Source organism: Arenibacter algicola, from assembly GCF_000733925.1.
Lineage (GTDB): Bacteria > Bacteroidota > Bacteroidia > Flavobacteriales > Flavobacteriaceae > Arenibacter > Arenibacter algicola.
Window position 1 is genome coordinate 269,913 of record NZ_JPOO01000001.1, and the last position, 17,041, is coordinate 286,953.

The following is a 17,041-nucleotide window of genomic DNA, read 5'->3' on the forward strand; positions in this document are numbered from 1 at the left end:
GAAGGGTGAACTTTTAAAGTTAATTTTTCCGTTTCAAACTCAGTATTTTCCTCTTCACATAATTTTATTTGAAATTGAGGAAGGTGGAGGTTAATTTACTTCCTAAATTAATCTTAACACATCACAAATTATGAAAAAAATACATTCCTTATGGTTCATCCTTAGCATAATGTGTATTGGATGTAGTAATAATAATGATGAAGACCCTGATCCAATTGAACCGGAACCAACTGTTAATACTGTGAGGTTGGCCAATAATTCTTCATTCGGCAAAATATTGACGGATTCCAATGGCGCTACCCTTTACTTTTTTTCCAGAGACACCAAAGAAACTTCAGAATGTTCAGGCGGATGCTTGGGAGTTTGGCCAGTATTCTATACAGAAAAAATAACGGTGGATGCTGGTTTGCAATTGTCAGACTTTGCAACCATTACTCGTGTAGACGGGTCCAAGCAAACAACCTATAAAGGTTGGCCACTTTACTATTATTCAGAGGATACTATAGTGGGCGACACTAAAGGAGACGCATTTAACAATGTATGGTTTGTTGCCAAACCAGATTATTCCCTCATGTATGTACAATCACAATTGGTTGGGCATGATGGAAAAAATTATCTGGATGATTATACGGAAGGTGATGGGGATACCTTTTACCTTACCGATATTGAGGGGAGAACATTATATATTTTTATAAACGATGCCAAGGACACCAATAGTTTCACAAATCCCGATTTTTCTAATGATGCGGTTTGGCCTGTAGCTGAAATTTCAATAGAGAATGTTCCCAGTATTTTGGAAAAGACCGATTTCGGTTCGATCGACGTATTTGGAAAAACTCAGATTACCTATAAAGGATGGCCATTATACTACTTTGGTCAGGATATTGAACGTGGAGACAATAAGGGAATTAGTTTTCCTGCCCCTGGAATTTGGCCAATTGCCAATGTTGATACACCAGCGGCTCCGGAACCACAACCAGTTGAAAATTCGGTTAAATTAGCTGATAATGCCACTTTTGGCAAAATATTGACCGATTCTAATGGAGCAACACTTTATTTCTTTTCTAGGGATACTCAAGGCACTTCAGTTTGTCTAGGTGGATGTTTGGAAGTATGGCCAATCTTTTATGCGGAGGATCTATCACTGGATGCTGGATTGGATGAGATGGACTTTGCTACCATTGATCGCACGGACGGTTCAAAGCAGACTACTTACAAAGGATGGCCATTATATTACTATGCCAGTGATGCTGTAGCTGGGGATACCAATGGAGATGCCTTTAATAATGTCTGGTATGTAGCCAAGCCAGACTATTCCCTTATGTATGCCCGTGCTCAATTGATTGGACATGACGGAAAAAATTATTTGGAGGACTATTCGGAAGGAGAGGGGCTTACTTCGTACATAACCGACGACCATGGCAATACCCTATACATTTTTATAAACGATACCAAGGATATGAATAGTTATACAAATCCTGATTTTTCCAACAATTCGGTCTGGCCCATTGCGGAAATAGATTTGGCCAGTATCCCAAGTATTTTAGAAGTTGGTGACTTTGGGTCAATTGAAGTATATGGAAGAACACAGATCACTTATAAAGGTTGGCCTTTATATTACTTTGGGCAGGACAGTTCACGTGGTGATAATAAAGGAGTAAGTTTTCCCGCTGCGGGCGTATGGCCTATCGCTAACGTAAATACAACCCTTGCACCATAATGTACCAGTTTTATGCTTAGGAAAAGGTTATACCACTTGAAATAACCCATAATAAGTTTGGAGGATTTGTGCAATGTTCATTCATGAATAACAATTGTCTAATTGTAAGCATGTCTATCAAAAAAACTTAACTTAAACAGATGAAAAAAATACTATCTATAAGAATTATTATCTTCTTGGCAGCTGCCCAAGCATCATGCGAATACAATTATGAGGAAGAAACCGTGGATGGGAGTGTAAATAATTGTGATATAGAAGTTTCATATAAAGATTATATAAGACCGTTAATTGATAATAATTGTATGCCTTGCCACAATGGTGATGGAAGTGAACCTTTTGCCCCTGATTTAAGAACATTCAATGGTGTAAAGGGTATAGCAGAGCTTGTTAAAGAGGTGACTTTGAGCAGAAGAATGCCAAAAACAGGTAGTCTTACCAATGAGCAGATAGCGGCCATAGGTTGCTGGGTAGATCAAGGTGCGCTGAACAATTAAAGTTGAGAAGGATGACAGGCAGAAAATTTAATATAATCATTAGTTTGTTCATACTGGCCATTATAGGTTTGGTTGTTTCTTTTTTATATTATAATAAACCTCATACTAATATTGAAAAATCGAAATCTGATTACAGTTTAACGGCTATACAGCTTATTAAGGAATATAAGGAACAAGGGATAGAGGCAGAAAAGAAGTATGCTGAGCGCATTATCCAAGTACAAGGGCAAATAAAAAACATTTCTACCCTTAAAGGTAATAGTGTAATAACACTTCAGTCATCTGATTCCGAATCAAGTGTAATCTGCCATATGTTGCCCGAGGAAAATGCAAAAGTTTTAGAATTGAACAGCGGCCAAGAGATTAAAGTGAAGGGTAAGTGTACAGGGTTTTTACTGGATGTTATTATGGTTAGATGTATCTTAGTTGAGTAAGAATATGAAGGAAATTTATATAATAATAATCAATTTATTGCTCTTAAATTGTGTATCGGCCCAAGGAAAATTCCTTACTAAAGATGGTTATGTTTCATTTTTTTCCCATTCGGTTGTGGAAGATATAAAAGCGGATAATAATCAGGTCTTAAGTATTGTGGATAGTGAAACCGGGGAGATTGCGATTCAGCTCCTTATGAGATCATTTATGTTTAAAAAAGCATTGATGCAGGAGCATTTTAATGAGAATTATGTGGAATCATACAAGTATCCGAAAGCAACTTTTTCCGGCAAAATTATGAAATTCAATGAGTTGGAAGAGTTGGAGGGGGAAACGCAAATTGTGGGAATTCTTACTGTTCATGGTCGTGAAAAGGAAATTAGCGCAAGGGTCAATGTCGAAATTAATAAAGATGAGATTATACTGATCGGGGACTTTTATGTGGAAGTTGCAGACTTCGATATAAAAATTCCGGCAATTGTGGCAAACAACATTGCTAAAACCATTAAAGTTAATTTTGAACTTCGACATAAACCATATAAGATGTGATTAAAATCAATCTTAAAATTGAAATCAATTAGTTGCGAATTACATTTCGCCAATAACAAAACATAAATTTGAAAAGATGAAAAAAGCCTTATCATATATATTAATTATGCTTTGTGCCTATAATGGCGTTGCCCAGGATTTGGGGGATATTCTTGACCAACAAACTTCGGATACGACCTTTTTGGTTGCAAGTACTTTTAATGGTACAAGGTTGTTGAATGGTCATTCTGTGGAAACCAGAAAGGAAGGTGTACTGGAATTTTTGATATCCCATCGTTTTGGTCGTATTAACTCCGGGTTCGAGCAGTTATTTGGATTGGATGACTCTAATATAAGGTTTGGTCTTGAATATGCAATTAACGACAGGCTAACTATGGCATTTGGAAGGAGTTCTTTTGAAAAAACATTTGATGTCTATGGGAAATATAGATTATTACAACAAAAAACCGGACAAAACCCATTTCCTTTTGGTCTCACAGTTTTTGGAAGTGCCACACAAAAAACTATAAAAGACTATGAGCCAGGTGATAAGCCTTCTTTTAGTGATCGATTGACTTATACCGGACAGCTTTTGATAGCGCGGAAATTCAGCCCCAGCCTTTCTGTTCAATTGGCCCCAACTTTTGTCCATTTCAATACCGTTCCAGAATCTGTTGATCCCAATGATATTATTTCAATTGGCATAGGGACGCGTGTAAAGATTAGTAAAAGGGTTTCTCTCAACGGCGAGTACTTTTACAATGTAAATCCATTTGAGTCTGTTAATGTTAAAAATTCACTGGCATTTGGTGTAGATATTGAAACCGGGGGCCATATTTTCCAGCTTATTCTAACCAATTCTGTTTCTATGATAGAAAAGGGCTTTCTTGCAGAGACTGGAGGAGATTTTTTTAAGGGTGATATTCATTTTGGATTTAATATATCCCGAGCATTTCAGATAAAAAAAACGGATAGGCCTTAAATAGATTAAAAATTATTTAGGTTGCCAAAATCTCCAGCAATTGTGCTAAATATTTATGAATGCAATAGCCCTTTTATGACAAGGGCTATTGTTTGTCTAAAAAACTTGGTAAAATGTACCTTACGCACATGATACAGATACTGAATGTGTGTGTCCGTCTCCAGAAGTAGAGTCAACTGTTATTGAACTGTTACTTTTTAATGAGTTAAAATTCGCAGCAGTGATGGTTACTTCATGATTATGACCTGAACTTCCTTGAATAGAATAGATCTTCTGTGCACCGGCCTGTACATCAGCAGTTGATACAGTTATGCTATGCCCGTGATTAGCGGCAATTGTGCTTTTGGTTCCGTTAGCCAAACAGTTACCTTGTGGATCTGGATTAGGATTAGGGTCAGGATTAGTATCCGAATCATTATCAGAGCTAGAACAGCCGATCAGTGAATAGGCAGGCAAAGCAATAAGCATGGCCCCCATTGTTTTTTGAATAAAAGCTTTTCTGTCCATCTTTTTATTTTTCTAAATAAGATACAAAAAATAAGCCAATTGAAAGGTTGTTATTGAAGGAAATTGGACTGTTTCGGGAGGTTTTTATTTTAGGAAACCTATTATTTTAAAATGTAATCTGGATCTCCCAAATCTTACCATAACTTAACTGCGCATGGACCCTGATTCGATTTTATAGCGTTCGGGTGGATAAGCGTTAAATAAAATCGAATTAGGGCGCGGCCAAATGGACAAAAGAGGTAATCAATTCAAATTTAATCTATGATTTATCCGATAATATAGATCTATTCATTTTATCGATTTGTAATTTTATTGAGTAGAATGTGAGTACAAAATGTGCTTGAATTTTAAAGGACTAAGTAATTAATAAAAATTTACTCCCGAGGTATCTTCAATCACCTTTTTGTTTTTAGGAGATACAACTTTAGACCAGTTATAAAGAGAGTTATTGGAATTAGACCAGAAATAAAAACTAGGATCCTTCCCCATAACCCTCCAATTTCCCCTATATGAACGGGATAGAATTGTGCTGCAATGCGGTTGCTGTTGGGATCTGTTTGAAAATCCGTCAGACTAGTAATAGATCCTTTTTGATCAATTTTCAGTTCCTTGGTTTTTCTTTGCCCTTCCATTTGGAATCTATCCTGAATATATCTAAAATGATATCCTTCCTGTTTGTTTTTGGGAAGAATGACAGTACGAAGATCATAGTCTTTATCAGGATTGAGTAGATATTCTTTATGGCTAATTGGACTTCCAATTTTAAGTTCGTTTTGCACTGACTTCGGTTTTGCTGAATCATTGAATATGCTTAGTGCCGTTTTGTAGTAGGTATTATAGGTAAAATAAGCACCAGTAAAGGCTATGACCATAAGTGGGACAAAAAAGCTAGCTCCAATTGCCTTATGAAGGTCATAATTTAATTTCTTTTTCTTAGCTGTCCATTTTATTTTGAATCCCTTGATTAAATTAGTCCTATAGGTTTTCCACCACAAATAGGCACCAGAACTTAACAATAACAGGAAAAATAAAAGAGTACTGCTTCCAGTAATATACTTTCCAATTTTAGGAATTCCCAAGGTGCGGTGAAAGTTCAATAAATTTTCAAAAAATTCAATGGAACTCGATTTTTTGCCCAAAAGCGAGCCAGAAATGGGATGATAATAATTGGTCTCACCATTTGTGTATTCCAGGGAAATAGTCTTTTGCTCCCGATAGGGCAAGTTTATTTTGGTCAGACTATCCTTATGTTGTTCAACTAAATTGTAAGCCGTCTTGTAGAGATTATTTTCATCAAAAGGTTTAATAGGCTCGATGGTCAATAACTCTGGGTTGAGCATAGCGCTTAGTTCAGGTTGCCAAATATATAGAGAACCTGTCAACCCGGAGATAGAAGCGATTAGGCCGCATGTTAGACCCAGCCACAGATGTAAATTCCTGATAAACCTGTTAAAAGTAATCAAAGAAGCTATTGTTTAATTAGGCCCCATATATGATGATAGTCGAACATGGGGCCTATGGTTTAAAAATTGTACCTAAGTCCCAGTTTTGCGTTGGCTCCTTCTCCAACCCCCGTAAAGGTTTTTAAAGGGGCGGCCCACTGAGATCGGGCAGGTAGATAGTATTCGTTCAATATATTGTTGACCCCTAATGAAAGGGATAGGTTCGATTTTAATTGATAGGCCATAGAAAGGTTCAGTAAAGTATAGCCACTCACAGGGAATTGTGTATGTCTATAGGCCCAAGTATCGTTAGTATCGATAAAGGGATCAAATCGGTTTCTATCACCCAGATTGGTCATTCTAAGCGATGTGTTTAATTTTTCTGTGGGCTGCCAGTTAATATATGTGGTCCATTTTGGAGCGGCTATAACATCACCTCCCAAATAGGTTAAGTTATTCTCATCACCAACACTATGGGTTAGGCCCTCTACGTAGGAATATGAAGTTCCTATTTGCCATTTCTTGTCCCAACTAAAATAATCTACGGATACCTCACCTCCATAAATTCGTTGTGGTTGTTTAGAGGGTACAAAGGAATTGATCTCATCCACAAATACAACACCTGCGCCCAAGTTGGAGGTGCTGTAATAGCCGACGGCCTCTAGTTGAAAGTTATTGAACTTGGATATAAAGCCAAATTCATAGTTATTGGTAACCGCTGGTTCCAACTGTATATCATTTATGTTATTGGCCACAGCAGACCTCAATATAGAGCCTAGGTCGGCAATGGAAAAACCTTGGGAGTAACTTATATAAGGTGTAAATTCCTGATGCTCTATATACCGGGCACCTATGTTGAAGGCCAGATTGTTGAACTTAAGTTTACCACCTTCCACAGCTACAGATGGACTGAAATTGCCATCGCTTTTGGCTGAATAGGGAAGGGTGTTGTAATCTACGATATCCATATTCATATCGTCATATCGCAAACCTGCTTTAAGAACCCATTGGTTCTTAAGTTTTATGGTAGATTGCGCGTAGGGCGCCCAACTCATCAAATCGATATTTGGAACCCATAGCCTTCCATCCAAAAGCCCTTGATTGGTTTTGTCCTTTAAAAGGTCTACGCCGTAGGTCAAAGTTATATTTGTTGGGCCATATGAACCAAAACTGGTATTGAAGTTGGGTCTGATGCCATATTTTTTGGCATTTATTACGGATTGTCCACCGTTTTCGAATTTGTCGGAATAGAAGAATACGTTCTCGGTGTTTTGATAATATAGGTCTGTTTCAAAATTGGTAGTTCCCTGGAATATATTGTTGAGACTATATTTTAATTGTCCATTGACCAAGGTCGTCCCAGTAGGTTCTTCACCAACAATGGTCCCCTTTACGCCATAACCAGGAACAAGCGTATAATCCCCATTCTCATTAAAGACTTCTACCTCCGCTGCCACCGGAATGAAGGGGCTATCTTGAGCGGAATGGTAGATATTACCACTAAGGGTAAGTTTTTGTTGTTCTGTTAGTAAATATTCCAGTTTTCCAAATGTGCTATAAATATCGGTGTTGTCAAAACCATATGTAGGGAGAATGGGAACTCCATCTGCATCGTATTTATTACCCGTCTGTTCCAAACTGCCGCTGATGTAGTAACTGAATCTATTCAAGTTGCCCTTTAGGGACTGATGTATGCCCCAGCCTAAGGCATCATTTGTTTTAGCCAAATTGGCGGAGCCCCAGATATTGGTAGTGCCTTCAATTTTTTTATTGGAAGCTGGATTCTTGGTGATATAATTGATAAAACCGCCATTGCCCCCATTTCCGAAGATGGATGTGGCTCCTTTGATTACTTCTACACGGCTAATATCATTGGGATTTACGGATTTTATTCCCAGTTGCCCATTTCTCAATGGGGTAGATTGGGGAATGCCATCGACCATAACCAATAGTGATCGCCCTCTGAGGGTTTGACCCCAATTGGAAAAGGTACCTGTAGAGGCGGCAAGACCCGGGACGGTAAATTCCAGTATTTCGCTGATGTTGGAGGTAGATTGAGCAAACTCCTCCAATTTGGCAAGGCCTACAACGGTAACGGATGCCGGAATTTCAGAAAGATATTCGGAATGCCTGCTGGCGGAAACCACTACTTCATCCAAATCGTTCAGATCTTCTTGTAAAACTAAATCATAATTCCAGGTGGAGTTCGGTGCTATAGTGATTTTTTTAGATTGAGTTTGATATCCAAGCATTCTCACGATAACCGTCCATGATCCTTCCTCAATGTCTCCAATTATATAATCACCATTTAAGTCGGTCATGTTGCCCTTGTTCAATTCGGAAATATAAACGGTTGCACCTATAAGTGGTTGATTGGCTTCATCTGTAATTTTGCCTTTGATGCTAGCTTGCGGGAACGCGTAAAAAGAGAGTAATAAGGCTACGGCCCAGGTCATAATTTTCATTCTATTCTTATTTAGATTAATTTAAAACAAGGAGCAAATATAGAATCCAAATTAATAGCGTCAAATTATTTTTAACTTTTATTTGTCTAAAGGGGTTTTAAAATTTTATGTGTGTAAAATTGTTTTAATTACAACCGAAATGTTAAAAGTCGGAATTACGGCACAGCTATGGCATTCTAAATTTATGCTGGTTTAATGGATCTAATACTGATAGCATTTTTATTAGGTATTAAAAGCCTACTTTGTAATCTGCGACCGAAATAAAGCGTTCGCCCTATATCAGATACATAGTTCAATTGTTCATGGTTACTGCTGATAAATATTAATAATTCTGTTAGTTCCTTTAATCGCGCTATTGAATAATAATGAGTGGTATTTTGTTAAAGCAGGATATTGAATTGGGATTTTTAATGTAAAAATTTGCAATAATAGGGGAGGTTCGGGTTGACTTACATTAAAAATAGTACAGTGTCGCTAATTAATATTTCAATTTGGCGTTAAAAATAGGGCATAATAAACCGTAACACCGCCTTGGCGTGTTACCCTCTTGCTTTACATTTTTCACTCAACTACGTTCGTTTCAAAACGTAAACATCTAAAAGGAACACCTACATTTCATAAAAGATCACAAACTAAAACTATCATATTATTCCATTGCCCTTCCCTCCTAAATTTTTCACTTTTTCGATACACTTCTCCCAACCGATATAGACTTAAAGAGGGTTTAAAAAGTAACGAGGAACGAGCCCGGTTAAGCAATCCGATTAAGACAAAATCGGACAACTTTGGTATCGGAAATGGAAAGTATAAGAATAAACTTCCCCATTGTACATAGACATATATTACCAAAAACCTAAATTACCATTTGATGTCTTTTGATTGATTTTGACAAGAGCACTAACCACATAACCAAATCCAGTACAAGCAATGGGACAAGTGTTGGACAAGTTGTGTACCCATACCATCCCAAAACAAGGACAAGCACTGGACAAGTAGTGGTACCATATATAAACTATATAAAACATTAATAAACAAAATAAAACTTATATAAATGGTTGGGCCTTTTTTTTAAAAACGCCCACTGCCCCAATATTGAATTTTCATTTAAATCTTATATATAAACATAGACTTTTTTGGGATTTTAAGCATGATTTTAACGCTTTTCACCAGCGGTGAATAGTAGAGTTCATTTACCTCGAAATTAAGTCGCTACATGGCTTTAAAATACATAATTAACTGACTGTCAGTATGTTAATAGCATTTGTTGGCATTTGCCTTCATTTGGTATAATATTAAATTTTTATAAAAAATAGGCAGTTGAAAAAAAAAAGAAAAAAACCTGTTGAAAAACTGAAGCGGACTTAAGCCGTTTTCTTTTTCAAAAACGGCTTGTGTCCAAGCTATTTTACGATGCGCTTTGGCCGGAATGTAATGGAGGACAATGGGCGGAAGTTATTTTTAGAATAATTACCTGTATTTAGAATTACTTCAGGCGTATAAAGGGAGGTCTTGAAAAATTTTCACTTTACAGGTTACCAAACTTATACTATTCCAAACCTCTGTGAATTATAAAAACTTAATAACAGTCCAATTTTTATTTAATTTCAAAAGTGGTCAAAACGAATCCATGATCTGAAGGATATTTGATAGTCTTGCCATTAATAAATAACTGATCACCAAAAAACACTTTATAAGTTTCAGATTTAATCGCCTCTAGGTTTGAGCCTTTATAAAAAATATAGTCAATTCTATGCTCGTCATTCTTTCCCTTGGTATGCCATGTAATGCCGGGATAACGGACAGGGTCCGGATTTAAGGCCCTAAAAGTGTCTACCAAGCCAATGTCTTCCAGGATTTTTGTAGTATACCATGGCACCACCAACCCATGGTGCATATCTACAGTCTCCACCCCCCAATCCAAATGGGAAGGAGCATTTAAATCTCCTCCAAAAATCATGGGTACAAATTCCGCATTGGCTGCATATTTCCGGAGATAAGGGAGTACCTTTCGTTGCATTTCATATTTTGCCCCAGTTTTTTCCCATTCCAAAAGTTCTTCCGCCGTTTTGCCAAGCTTTTCAGGTTCATCTTCCCATGGCAGATAATGAAACCAATTTGAAAAAAATCTAATTTTCCGATTATTTATAAGAATTTCACGTCCTCCAAGATAAAAGGGATAGTCAGTGTCTATCCACTCTCCGAAGGGAAATTTTGAAAATATGGAAAGATTTGTACCTTTGTCATCCAAGGCAGTTCCCTCAGGAGCTATTAAATGAAAATTATACCCTAGGGAGTCCGCAATTATCTTCCCCGAACCATAAGTTTCTATCATCAATATAACATCTGGGTCTACTTCCCGAATTATCTCAACAACATTTTGCACCCCGTTTTCAATGTCATTGCCTCCATGTAATATATTCCAGGCCATTACCTTGAAAATGACCGACGATTTCTGGGAATAGCAACCAGAACATATAAAAACCAAAGTAAAAAAGAAACATAAACTCCGCCTCATTATTAGTATTTTTTCAATGAACTCATAATGATTTTTTCTTTTTCCCTTGGTGGCAAGTTATATTGGTAGTTGTAAATAGCACCGTCCCAATCTCCGTACATAGAATTAGGAAGAACAATAAAATTGTTGCCGAACATTTTGGCATTATTCCTAACTTGAAGATTACGTTCTTCCATTGGCTTTTTGTCGAAAACGGCACTGAAATCACTAAGATTATCCCCAATGAATAAAAGAATATCATATTCCTCTGAGACAAGTTTTCTACGTATTTCTTTACCCGATGTTGTCGTTTTCATGGTAAGATGGTCATTTGTTGCATCAGGGAAGCCATAGCGCTGCAAATCCGTTAATGTGGCTACCCTTTCTTCTTCAAGTCTATTAGTAATATAAAAAATTGATACTCCCTTATCCTTAGCATAACGCAGAAAAGACAACGCTCCAGGAATGGTGTCGCACTCAATCCTATTGGTCCATTCCATCCATGAAGAATCACTGTATTCCGCTCCTTTTAAAGACTGATGCACTTGATAAGGACTATTGTCCAGTAGAGTTTCGTCAATATCAGTTACTATTGCAAACGGTTTGGGCGATGTCTTTGGTAAAAGGTGATCCAATCGTAAGCGGGCCAAATTATATGCTTGGTGGCACAAGGCTCTATACTCTCCAGCCTTTTGTTGCCAAGCAGCAGCCCATGCCGGGCCTTGTAATACCATTGGGGCTCCAGTGTCTGTATTTTCAACTTTTTGTTGCACCTTACAAGAGGATAGGCAACTTAAAAGTAAAGTAAAGAACAAAAAATAAAATATAAGTAAGAATTTACGAACATTGAAATATGTATGAGTACACATATGTTTGAGGTTTAGAAGATATTATAGCTTATAATTTTCAAGCGTTTTTTACATAAATGGTTTGTAGCCTAATATGAGTGGGGGTAATAGATATTGGATAATGTTCCGTCATCAAAGAAATCTATTATTGTGTATCCTGGAGGGGTTTCATGATACCAACCCTTGGCTGCCGAATCCTTGTCACCATCGCCCCACCAAAAACCACTCACTGAGCCATTACAGTAATAGTGAACATCATTGTAAACGGCAGTATCCACTAAATGCATATGGCCGCTAATACAATGTATCTTTTTATCTCGATGCTTGTGGAACAACTTGGTAATGTATTTACTGTCTGTGTGACAACCGCCATAAGGTATGGTACTGACCCCCAAAATTGGATAATGGCTCATGACCAAAATGGCAGCCCCTTCGTTCATTCTATCCAGTTCATTTTCCAACCATTTACGTTGCTCCTCATCCAATGACCCTGCATTGTCATTATTGCTATCCAAAACAATAAAATGCCAACCAGCCTTCTCAAAACTATAATAGCGCGAAGGCATATTTAGTTGCTTTACCACATATTCTTTTCCGTACATGGCGTCTGTCTTGTCCGGGGCTGCCCACCACATATCGTGGTTGCCAAGGCAACTATACAGATCATAGTCCTTAAAATTATTTCTTAATTCCCCCCAAATACTCCATTGGTCTAAAACCTCTTCCCTAGTAATATGATCATAATCTGCTGCCATAATGGTATCCCCTCCATTTAACAAAAAATCTACCCTCTGCTTCAATACATCATTGAGACATTTTCTAAATCGTTCTGGGGCATTATTACCAGAGGTAATATGTATATCGGTAATATGGGCAACGCGAAGCACAGGTTTTTCTTTACCCTTACGTTCTTTTTCGTTCGCTATGGCAACACCTCCGAACATAGCTGCCCCCGTTGCCAAACCAATATTCTTTATTAACTGCCTTCTCTTTATATCATGCTTTTTTTTCATGTGCTGGTCTTATGGTTATTCTTTTATTACCCATGTATTAATAGAATTGTTTTTGCCTTCCAAGACAATCTTGTAGAAATTGGAAGGAATTGTAGATATATCCAGAGTTGCTTTTTCCGATTTAGTTTTAACCTTGGTTAGTAAAAGATATTCATCCTTGCCGCCCTCAGCATAATCATTGCTAAAGGAAACCCAAATTTTGAGTTTTCCCTTATTCTGCATCGCCTCCCAGGTAAGTTCAATTTTATCTCCATTAAGCTTGCCTTTGGCATTGGCAATAGAAATAGGACCTGTTATAGGCACCCCATCAATTTCCCACAATTGCTCTTTTTTAGGGTGAATATCAAAAGTTCGCATGATCGTTGGCATGATATCAATAATTCCAGGATTTTTTTTATAGAAATAAGGGTTTAGCTCCTTAGCGTTGGTAACAATCCATGTTAGTCGCTCCCTTTCACTTTGTCCTCCATGTCCTTTGCCCGTTTCCTTATTTCGGCCATGATCTGTGGTAATAAAAATTTGCCAAATTTCATTATGGTATTGTTCCCTGAATTGAATGGATTTCCACAGACGTTCTATTTGATTGTCCATTATTTTGACCGCATTGTAGAACTGTTCACTATCCCCATATTTATGGCCCATGTCGTCCGTATACTCCAAATATACCCAAGACAAGTCTGGCCCCTTATCCCTTATATATATTGAAGCCTCTTGAACAACATGTTCATCTATTTTATTGATGAATAAACGACCTTCATCATGAGGAAAATTGATGGTGTCCTTTTCAAAGCCATCAAAGTGATAATCGAGTTTTATACTCCCCGTTTCTATAAGCCCTTCCCCTATTAATTTAGTACGATTGTCTTCCCAAGAAGAAAACACCGCAGTTTTCAGCTCTGGACTGTACACTTTTGCCATTCTAAAAATGGTCCAATAATTATAGTTAGGGTCTTTAATTCCATTCCCCCACACATTGTGTTTGTTTGCCCAAGTTCCTGTTAGCAAACTATTATATCCTACGGCCGATATGGTAGGTGTTTGCGAATACCCATTCACTTGACCCCCTACATAGGCCCGTGTGTACCCTCCTACCTGGGAAATGGCGTCCAAATGTGGGGTTGGAATCTTTTCAATCACATCGGCAGATATTCCATCAACAATTACAAAAAGAACTTTTGGCAAGGCTTCTGTTTGGCCATAACCTATCAAACTAAAACAAATCAATACTATAAAATTCTGCACTATTTTAACCATATCCTACTTATAAATAAATTAAAACTATTTGATTTACTCATTTTTTGTTAGGTAAGTTGAAAAGTTAACTATCCTTTATTACAACCGAAAAAATTGATTCAATATTTAGAAATAAAGATGTGGTTTCCGAGAAAACCACATCTTCGAAAAACTAGATACTAACTCAATCAACTTAATTCTATGGAATAGAGAAACTATTATGTGAGGTATACCAAAACACCCATGAACCTCCAGATTCATAATACACATCGATGGAAACTTTAATTTCCCCGGCACAAATATTGTAGGTTCCTTGTCCATTTTGCCTGAATTCATACACATATCCATCATTATCAGTCCCTGCGGCATAGTTATCAAAACTAACTGCACCTGCAGTGCCTCCTTCAACGGTCGGTGTTAGGGCTATACCAATTTCGGCATTTGGAAATGCCCCATAATCAATTAGATTTCCTGTCAAAGTTAGTATATTGCCCGCCACTGTTCCTGATACTGTATGATTTCCTGCCGAGTTTATTAAATTCGGAGAATTGAAAATACTAATAGTATCACTACATTCATCATCAGTAATATTTAAGGTTGCTGACTTGTTGGATTGATTTACAACACCTACACCTATATCGATATTGGGATTGCTGACACTTTCAATGTTGATATCCAGACTCCTTTCCTGTTCGCTATTTAACAAGTTGTCTACGATATGAATAAATAGCGGTTCAGATTTAATCTCTCCCGCCTTAAAGGTGACGGTGGTATTTTCCACGTCATAATCTATACCGGGCTGGGCATTGTTGGGAGTGATTTTTAAAGTAACTGTAAAATCTGTCTCCAACACGCTTCCGTCATATCTCAAGTAAATAGGATATGCTTCATCGTTGTTGTCCGTGGAATAGGTTTCTGGCACCGTAATGTCAGAAGCTATAAAGGAAACAAACTTGTATTTTTCAAAGTCATAGTGATTTACGTCCTCCTCGCATCCTAAACTGACTAGGGTTAGTATTATCAATATCAGGGAATATTTAGTTTTCATTGGTTCGTTATTAATATTTGAATTTGAATATTTAATTACCATCCCATTATTTGGGTAAGTTTCGGATTAAGTGCCACTTGATGGGCTGGGATTGGCCGGTAGTAGTATTTGGGTTCCACAAAATTTGGCTGATCCACGGAAGTAACCATATTTCCTGAGGTGCCATTGGTCAAGAATAAACTGGCACTACTGTCTCCAAAGAAACCAGCTTTGTAATAAATTAGATCTACACCCAAGGAATTGGTTTCTTTTGGGGAAGGAATATCGTCATTACTGGCAATAATATTGATATCCTCAACTCCATCTCCTGTCATATCATATTTTCCTAGGCCAGGGAAATATAAACCTTGCGGAACTTCTTCCAGTATTTTTCCAGCATGCCACCGCATGAGATCGTCGAATCGGAATGCTTCAGCCGCAAATTCCACTCGTCTTTCCCTTCTAATTTCCAAAATCACCCCTTTATTTGTGCCAGATACGTAAGGAAAATCACCTTCCATAGAAGGATCTATACTGGCATTGGCCGTATTTAAATCCAAATTGGGCAGTCCGGCTCTTTGCCTTAACAAATTGACACTTATATCCAAATCATTTTGTTCAATATCTCCCATTTCTGCCTTTGCTTCGGCATAGATCAACAATGCTTCTGCATATCTGTATACAGCAATATCCACACCTGCACTTTCTACACTATTGTTGTATCCTTTTAGTTGGTGATATCCGGTAAAATTTTTGTTCAATTCCAATATATAGGGATTGATGCTTCCTGCCGACACCCAACCCGGATAAACAAAAGTTTGGGTTAGCCGCGGATCTCTATTTTGAAATTCTTCAACAAATGTGAAGGTATCATACCCAATCTGTTCGTTAAACCGAGTACCATCGGCCATTAAGTAAGAGTCCATTAATGCTTTGGAAGCGCTTTGCTCATAATTCCCGAAAACCGTTCCATTGCCACTAGTTTTCTTTTTGTCCACATCGTATACGTTTACCAAAATGGCCTCAGAATTACCAGACAAATCTTCAGAGGAGAATAGAGCAGCGTAATCCTGATCTGGATTTCCCGTATAATAGATCCCAAAATTCCCGGAATCAATTAATTCCTTGGTGGCATTAATAGCCATTTCCAGAAACACATTTGCAGTTCCCTGTAAATTAAGTTCAGGATGATATTTTCTATAAGTGCCTTCATATAGTGCAATACGAGCCTGTAACATAAGGGCCGACCATTTATCTATGTTCCCATAAGAAACGTTTTCACGGATATGCTGGGAGGCGTATTGGATATCACTAATAATGCTGTCCATGACCATTGCTCTCGGATCCCTCGGTTTAAACAGGGATTCATCCTCTGGATCCAAGGTTTTGGAATACCAAGGAACATCGGAGTATCTTTTTACTTTATTAAAGTAAAATTCGGCTCTATAATATTTCCCTAACCCTTCAAAATGCATTTTAGCCTCCTCTTCTATATCGGCCTTAATATAATTTTCAAGAAAAAAGTTGATACTCCTTAATCGATCCCATGACCAACCAGCACCTAAATTCTCCGCACTGGGACTACCAATTGTTATATTCTTTATCTCAACAGCACCCGTAGTGGCCATGTCATCAGTACCCTGATCGCTTAAAAACATTCCGTATCCAGGAAGGGAATGCAGGCCATTAATATATAATTGTAGGTCCGATTCCGAATTAAAGAAATTGTCCTTTGCCAAAGACGATTCTGGATTTGTATCCAAAAAATCATCATTGCACCCTATAAGGGCTAATAGAAACACTAATATTATTGTGAATGTATTTTTCATAGTATAATTGTTTTGTTCAAACAT

14 protein-coding genes are annotated in these 17,041 nt (G+C 37.5%); 5 read left to right on the forward strand and 9 right to left on the reverse strand.

Annotation, left to right across the window (positions count from 1 at the left end):
- The first annotated feature begins 130 nt into the window (after positions 1-130).
- The 5 genes from U735_RS25160 to U735_RS0101160 all read left to right on the forward strand — a co-directional run bounded on the left by U735_RS25160 (position 131) and on the right by U735_RS0101160 (position 4,159).
- Positions 131-1,720 carry a hypothetical protein gene (locus U735_RS25160; RefSeq protein WP_084681052.1) on the forward strand — a complete coding sequence of 530 codons (1,590 nt, stop codon included), beginning with the start codon at positions 131-133 and terminating at the stop codon, positions 1,718-1,720.
- Between the two features lie 140 nt (positions 1,721-1,860).
- Positions 1,861-2,214 carry a c-type cytochrome gene (locus tag U735_RS0101145; RefSeq protein WP_031442068.1) on the forward strand — a complete coding sequence of 118 codons (354 nt, stop codon included), beginning with the start codon at positions 1,861-1,863 and terminating at the stop codon, positions 2,212-2,214.
- Positions 2,215-2,225: 11 nt separating this feature from the next.
- The gene (locus U735_RS0101150) at positions 2,226-2,648 is read left to right on the forward strand and encodes an OB-fold protein (RefSeq protein WP_031442069.1); all 423 of its coding nucleotides are present in this window, start codon (positions 2,226-2,228) and stop codon (positions 2,646-2,648) included.
- Between the two features lie 4 nt (positions 2,649-2,652).
- Entirely contained in the window at positions 2,653-3,198 is a 546-nt protein-coding gene (locus U735_RS0101155; protein WP_031442070.1) for a YceI family protein, read from the forward strand.
- A gap of 76 nt (positions 3,199-3,274) precedes the next feature.
- The gene (locus U735_RS0101160) at positions 3,275-4,159 is read left to right on the forward strand and encodes a DUF5777 family beta-barrel protein (protein WP_031442071.1); all 885 of its coding nucleotides are present in this window, start codon (positions 3,275-3,277) and stop codon (positions 4,157-4,159) included.
- Between the two features lie 120 nt (positions 4,160-4,279).
- Here the strand turns inward: U735_RS0101160 and U735_RS0101165 are convergent, their stop codons facing one another.
- The 9 genes from U735_RS0101165 to U735_RS0101205 form a co-directional block, all read right to left on the reverse strand.
- Positions 4,280-4,666 (reverse strand): hypothetical protein, encoded by a 387-nt coding sequence (locus tag U735_RS0101165; RefSeq protein ID WP_031442072.1) that lies wholly within the window; start codon positions 4,664-4,666, stop codon positions 4,280-4,282.
- Positions 4,667-5,061: 395 nt separating this feature from the next.
- Positions 5,062-6,129 carry a PepSY-associated TM helix domain-containing protein gene (locus tag U735_RS0101170; RefSeq protein ID WP_157364990.1) on the reverse strand — a complete coding sequence of 356 codons (1,068 nt, stop codon included), beginning with the start codon at positions 6,127-6,129 and terminating at the stop codon, positions 5,062-5,064.
- Between the two features lie 59 nt (positions 6,130-6,188).
- Entirely contained in the window at positions 6,189-8,573 is a 2,385-nt protein-coding gene (locus U735_RS0101175) for a TonB-dependent receptor (protein WP_031442074.1), read from the reverse strand.
- Between the two features lie 1,594 nt (positions 8,574-10,167).
- A complete protein-coding gene (locus tag U735_RS0101180; RefSeq protein ID WP_031442075.1) occupies positions 10,168-11,088 on the reverse strand; it encodes an endonuclease/exonuclease/phosphatase family protein in 921 nt (306 codons plus the stop codon).
- A 2-nt stretch (positions 11,089-11,090) separates the two neighbouring features.
- Positions 11,091-11,936, reverse strand: a complete 846-nt coding sequence (locus U735_RS0101185) for a 5'-nucleotidase, lipoprotein e(P4) family (protein WP_084681054.1) — start codon at positions 11,934-11,936, stop codon at positions 11,091-11,093.
- Between the two features lie 68 nt (positions 11,937-12,004).
- Entirely contained in the window at positions 12,005-12,928 is a 924-nt protein-coding gene (locus U735_RS0101190) for a metallophosphoesterase family protein (protein ID WP_232233141.1), read from the reverse strand.
- 15 nt (positions 12,929-12,943) lie between these two features.
- A complete protein-coding gene (locus U735_RS0101195) occupies positions 12,944-14,170 on the reverse strand; it encodes an alkaline phosphatase family protein (RefSeq protein WP_232233142.1) in 1,227 nt (408 codons plus the stop codon).
- A gap of 190 nt (positions 14,171-14,360) precedes the next feature.
- A complete protein-coding gene (locus U735_RS0101200; protein WP_157364991.1) occupies positions 14,361-15,209 on the reverse strand; it encodes a DUF1735 domain-containing protein in 849 nt (282 codons plus the stop codon).
- Positions 15,210-15,244: 35 nt separating this feature from the next.
- Positions 15,245-17,017, reverse strand: a complete 1,773-nt coding sequence (locus tag U735_RS0101205) for a RagB/SusD family nutrient uptake outer membrane protein (protein WP_031442080.1) — start codon at positions 17,015-17,017, stop codon at positions 15,245-15,247.
- Positions 17,018-17,041: the final 24 nt, after the last annotated feature.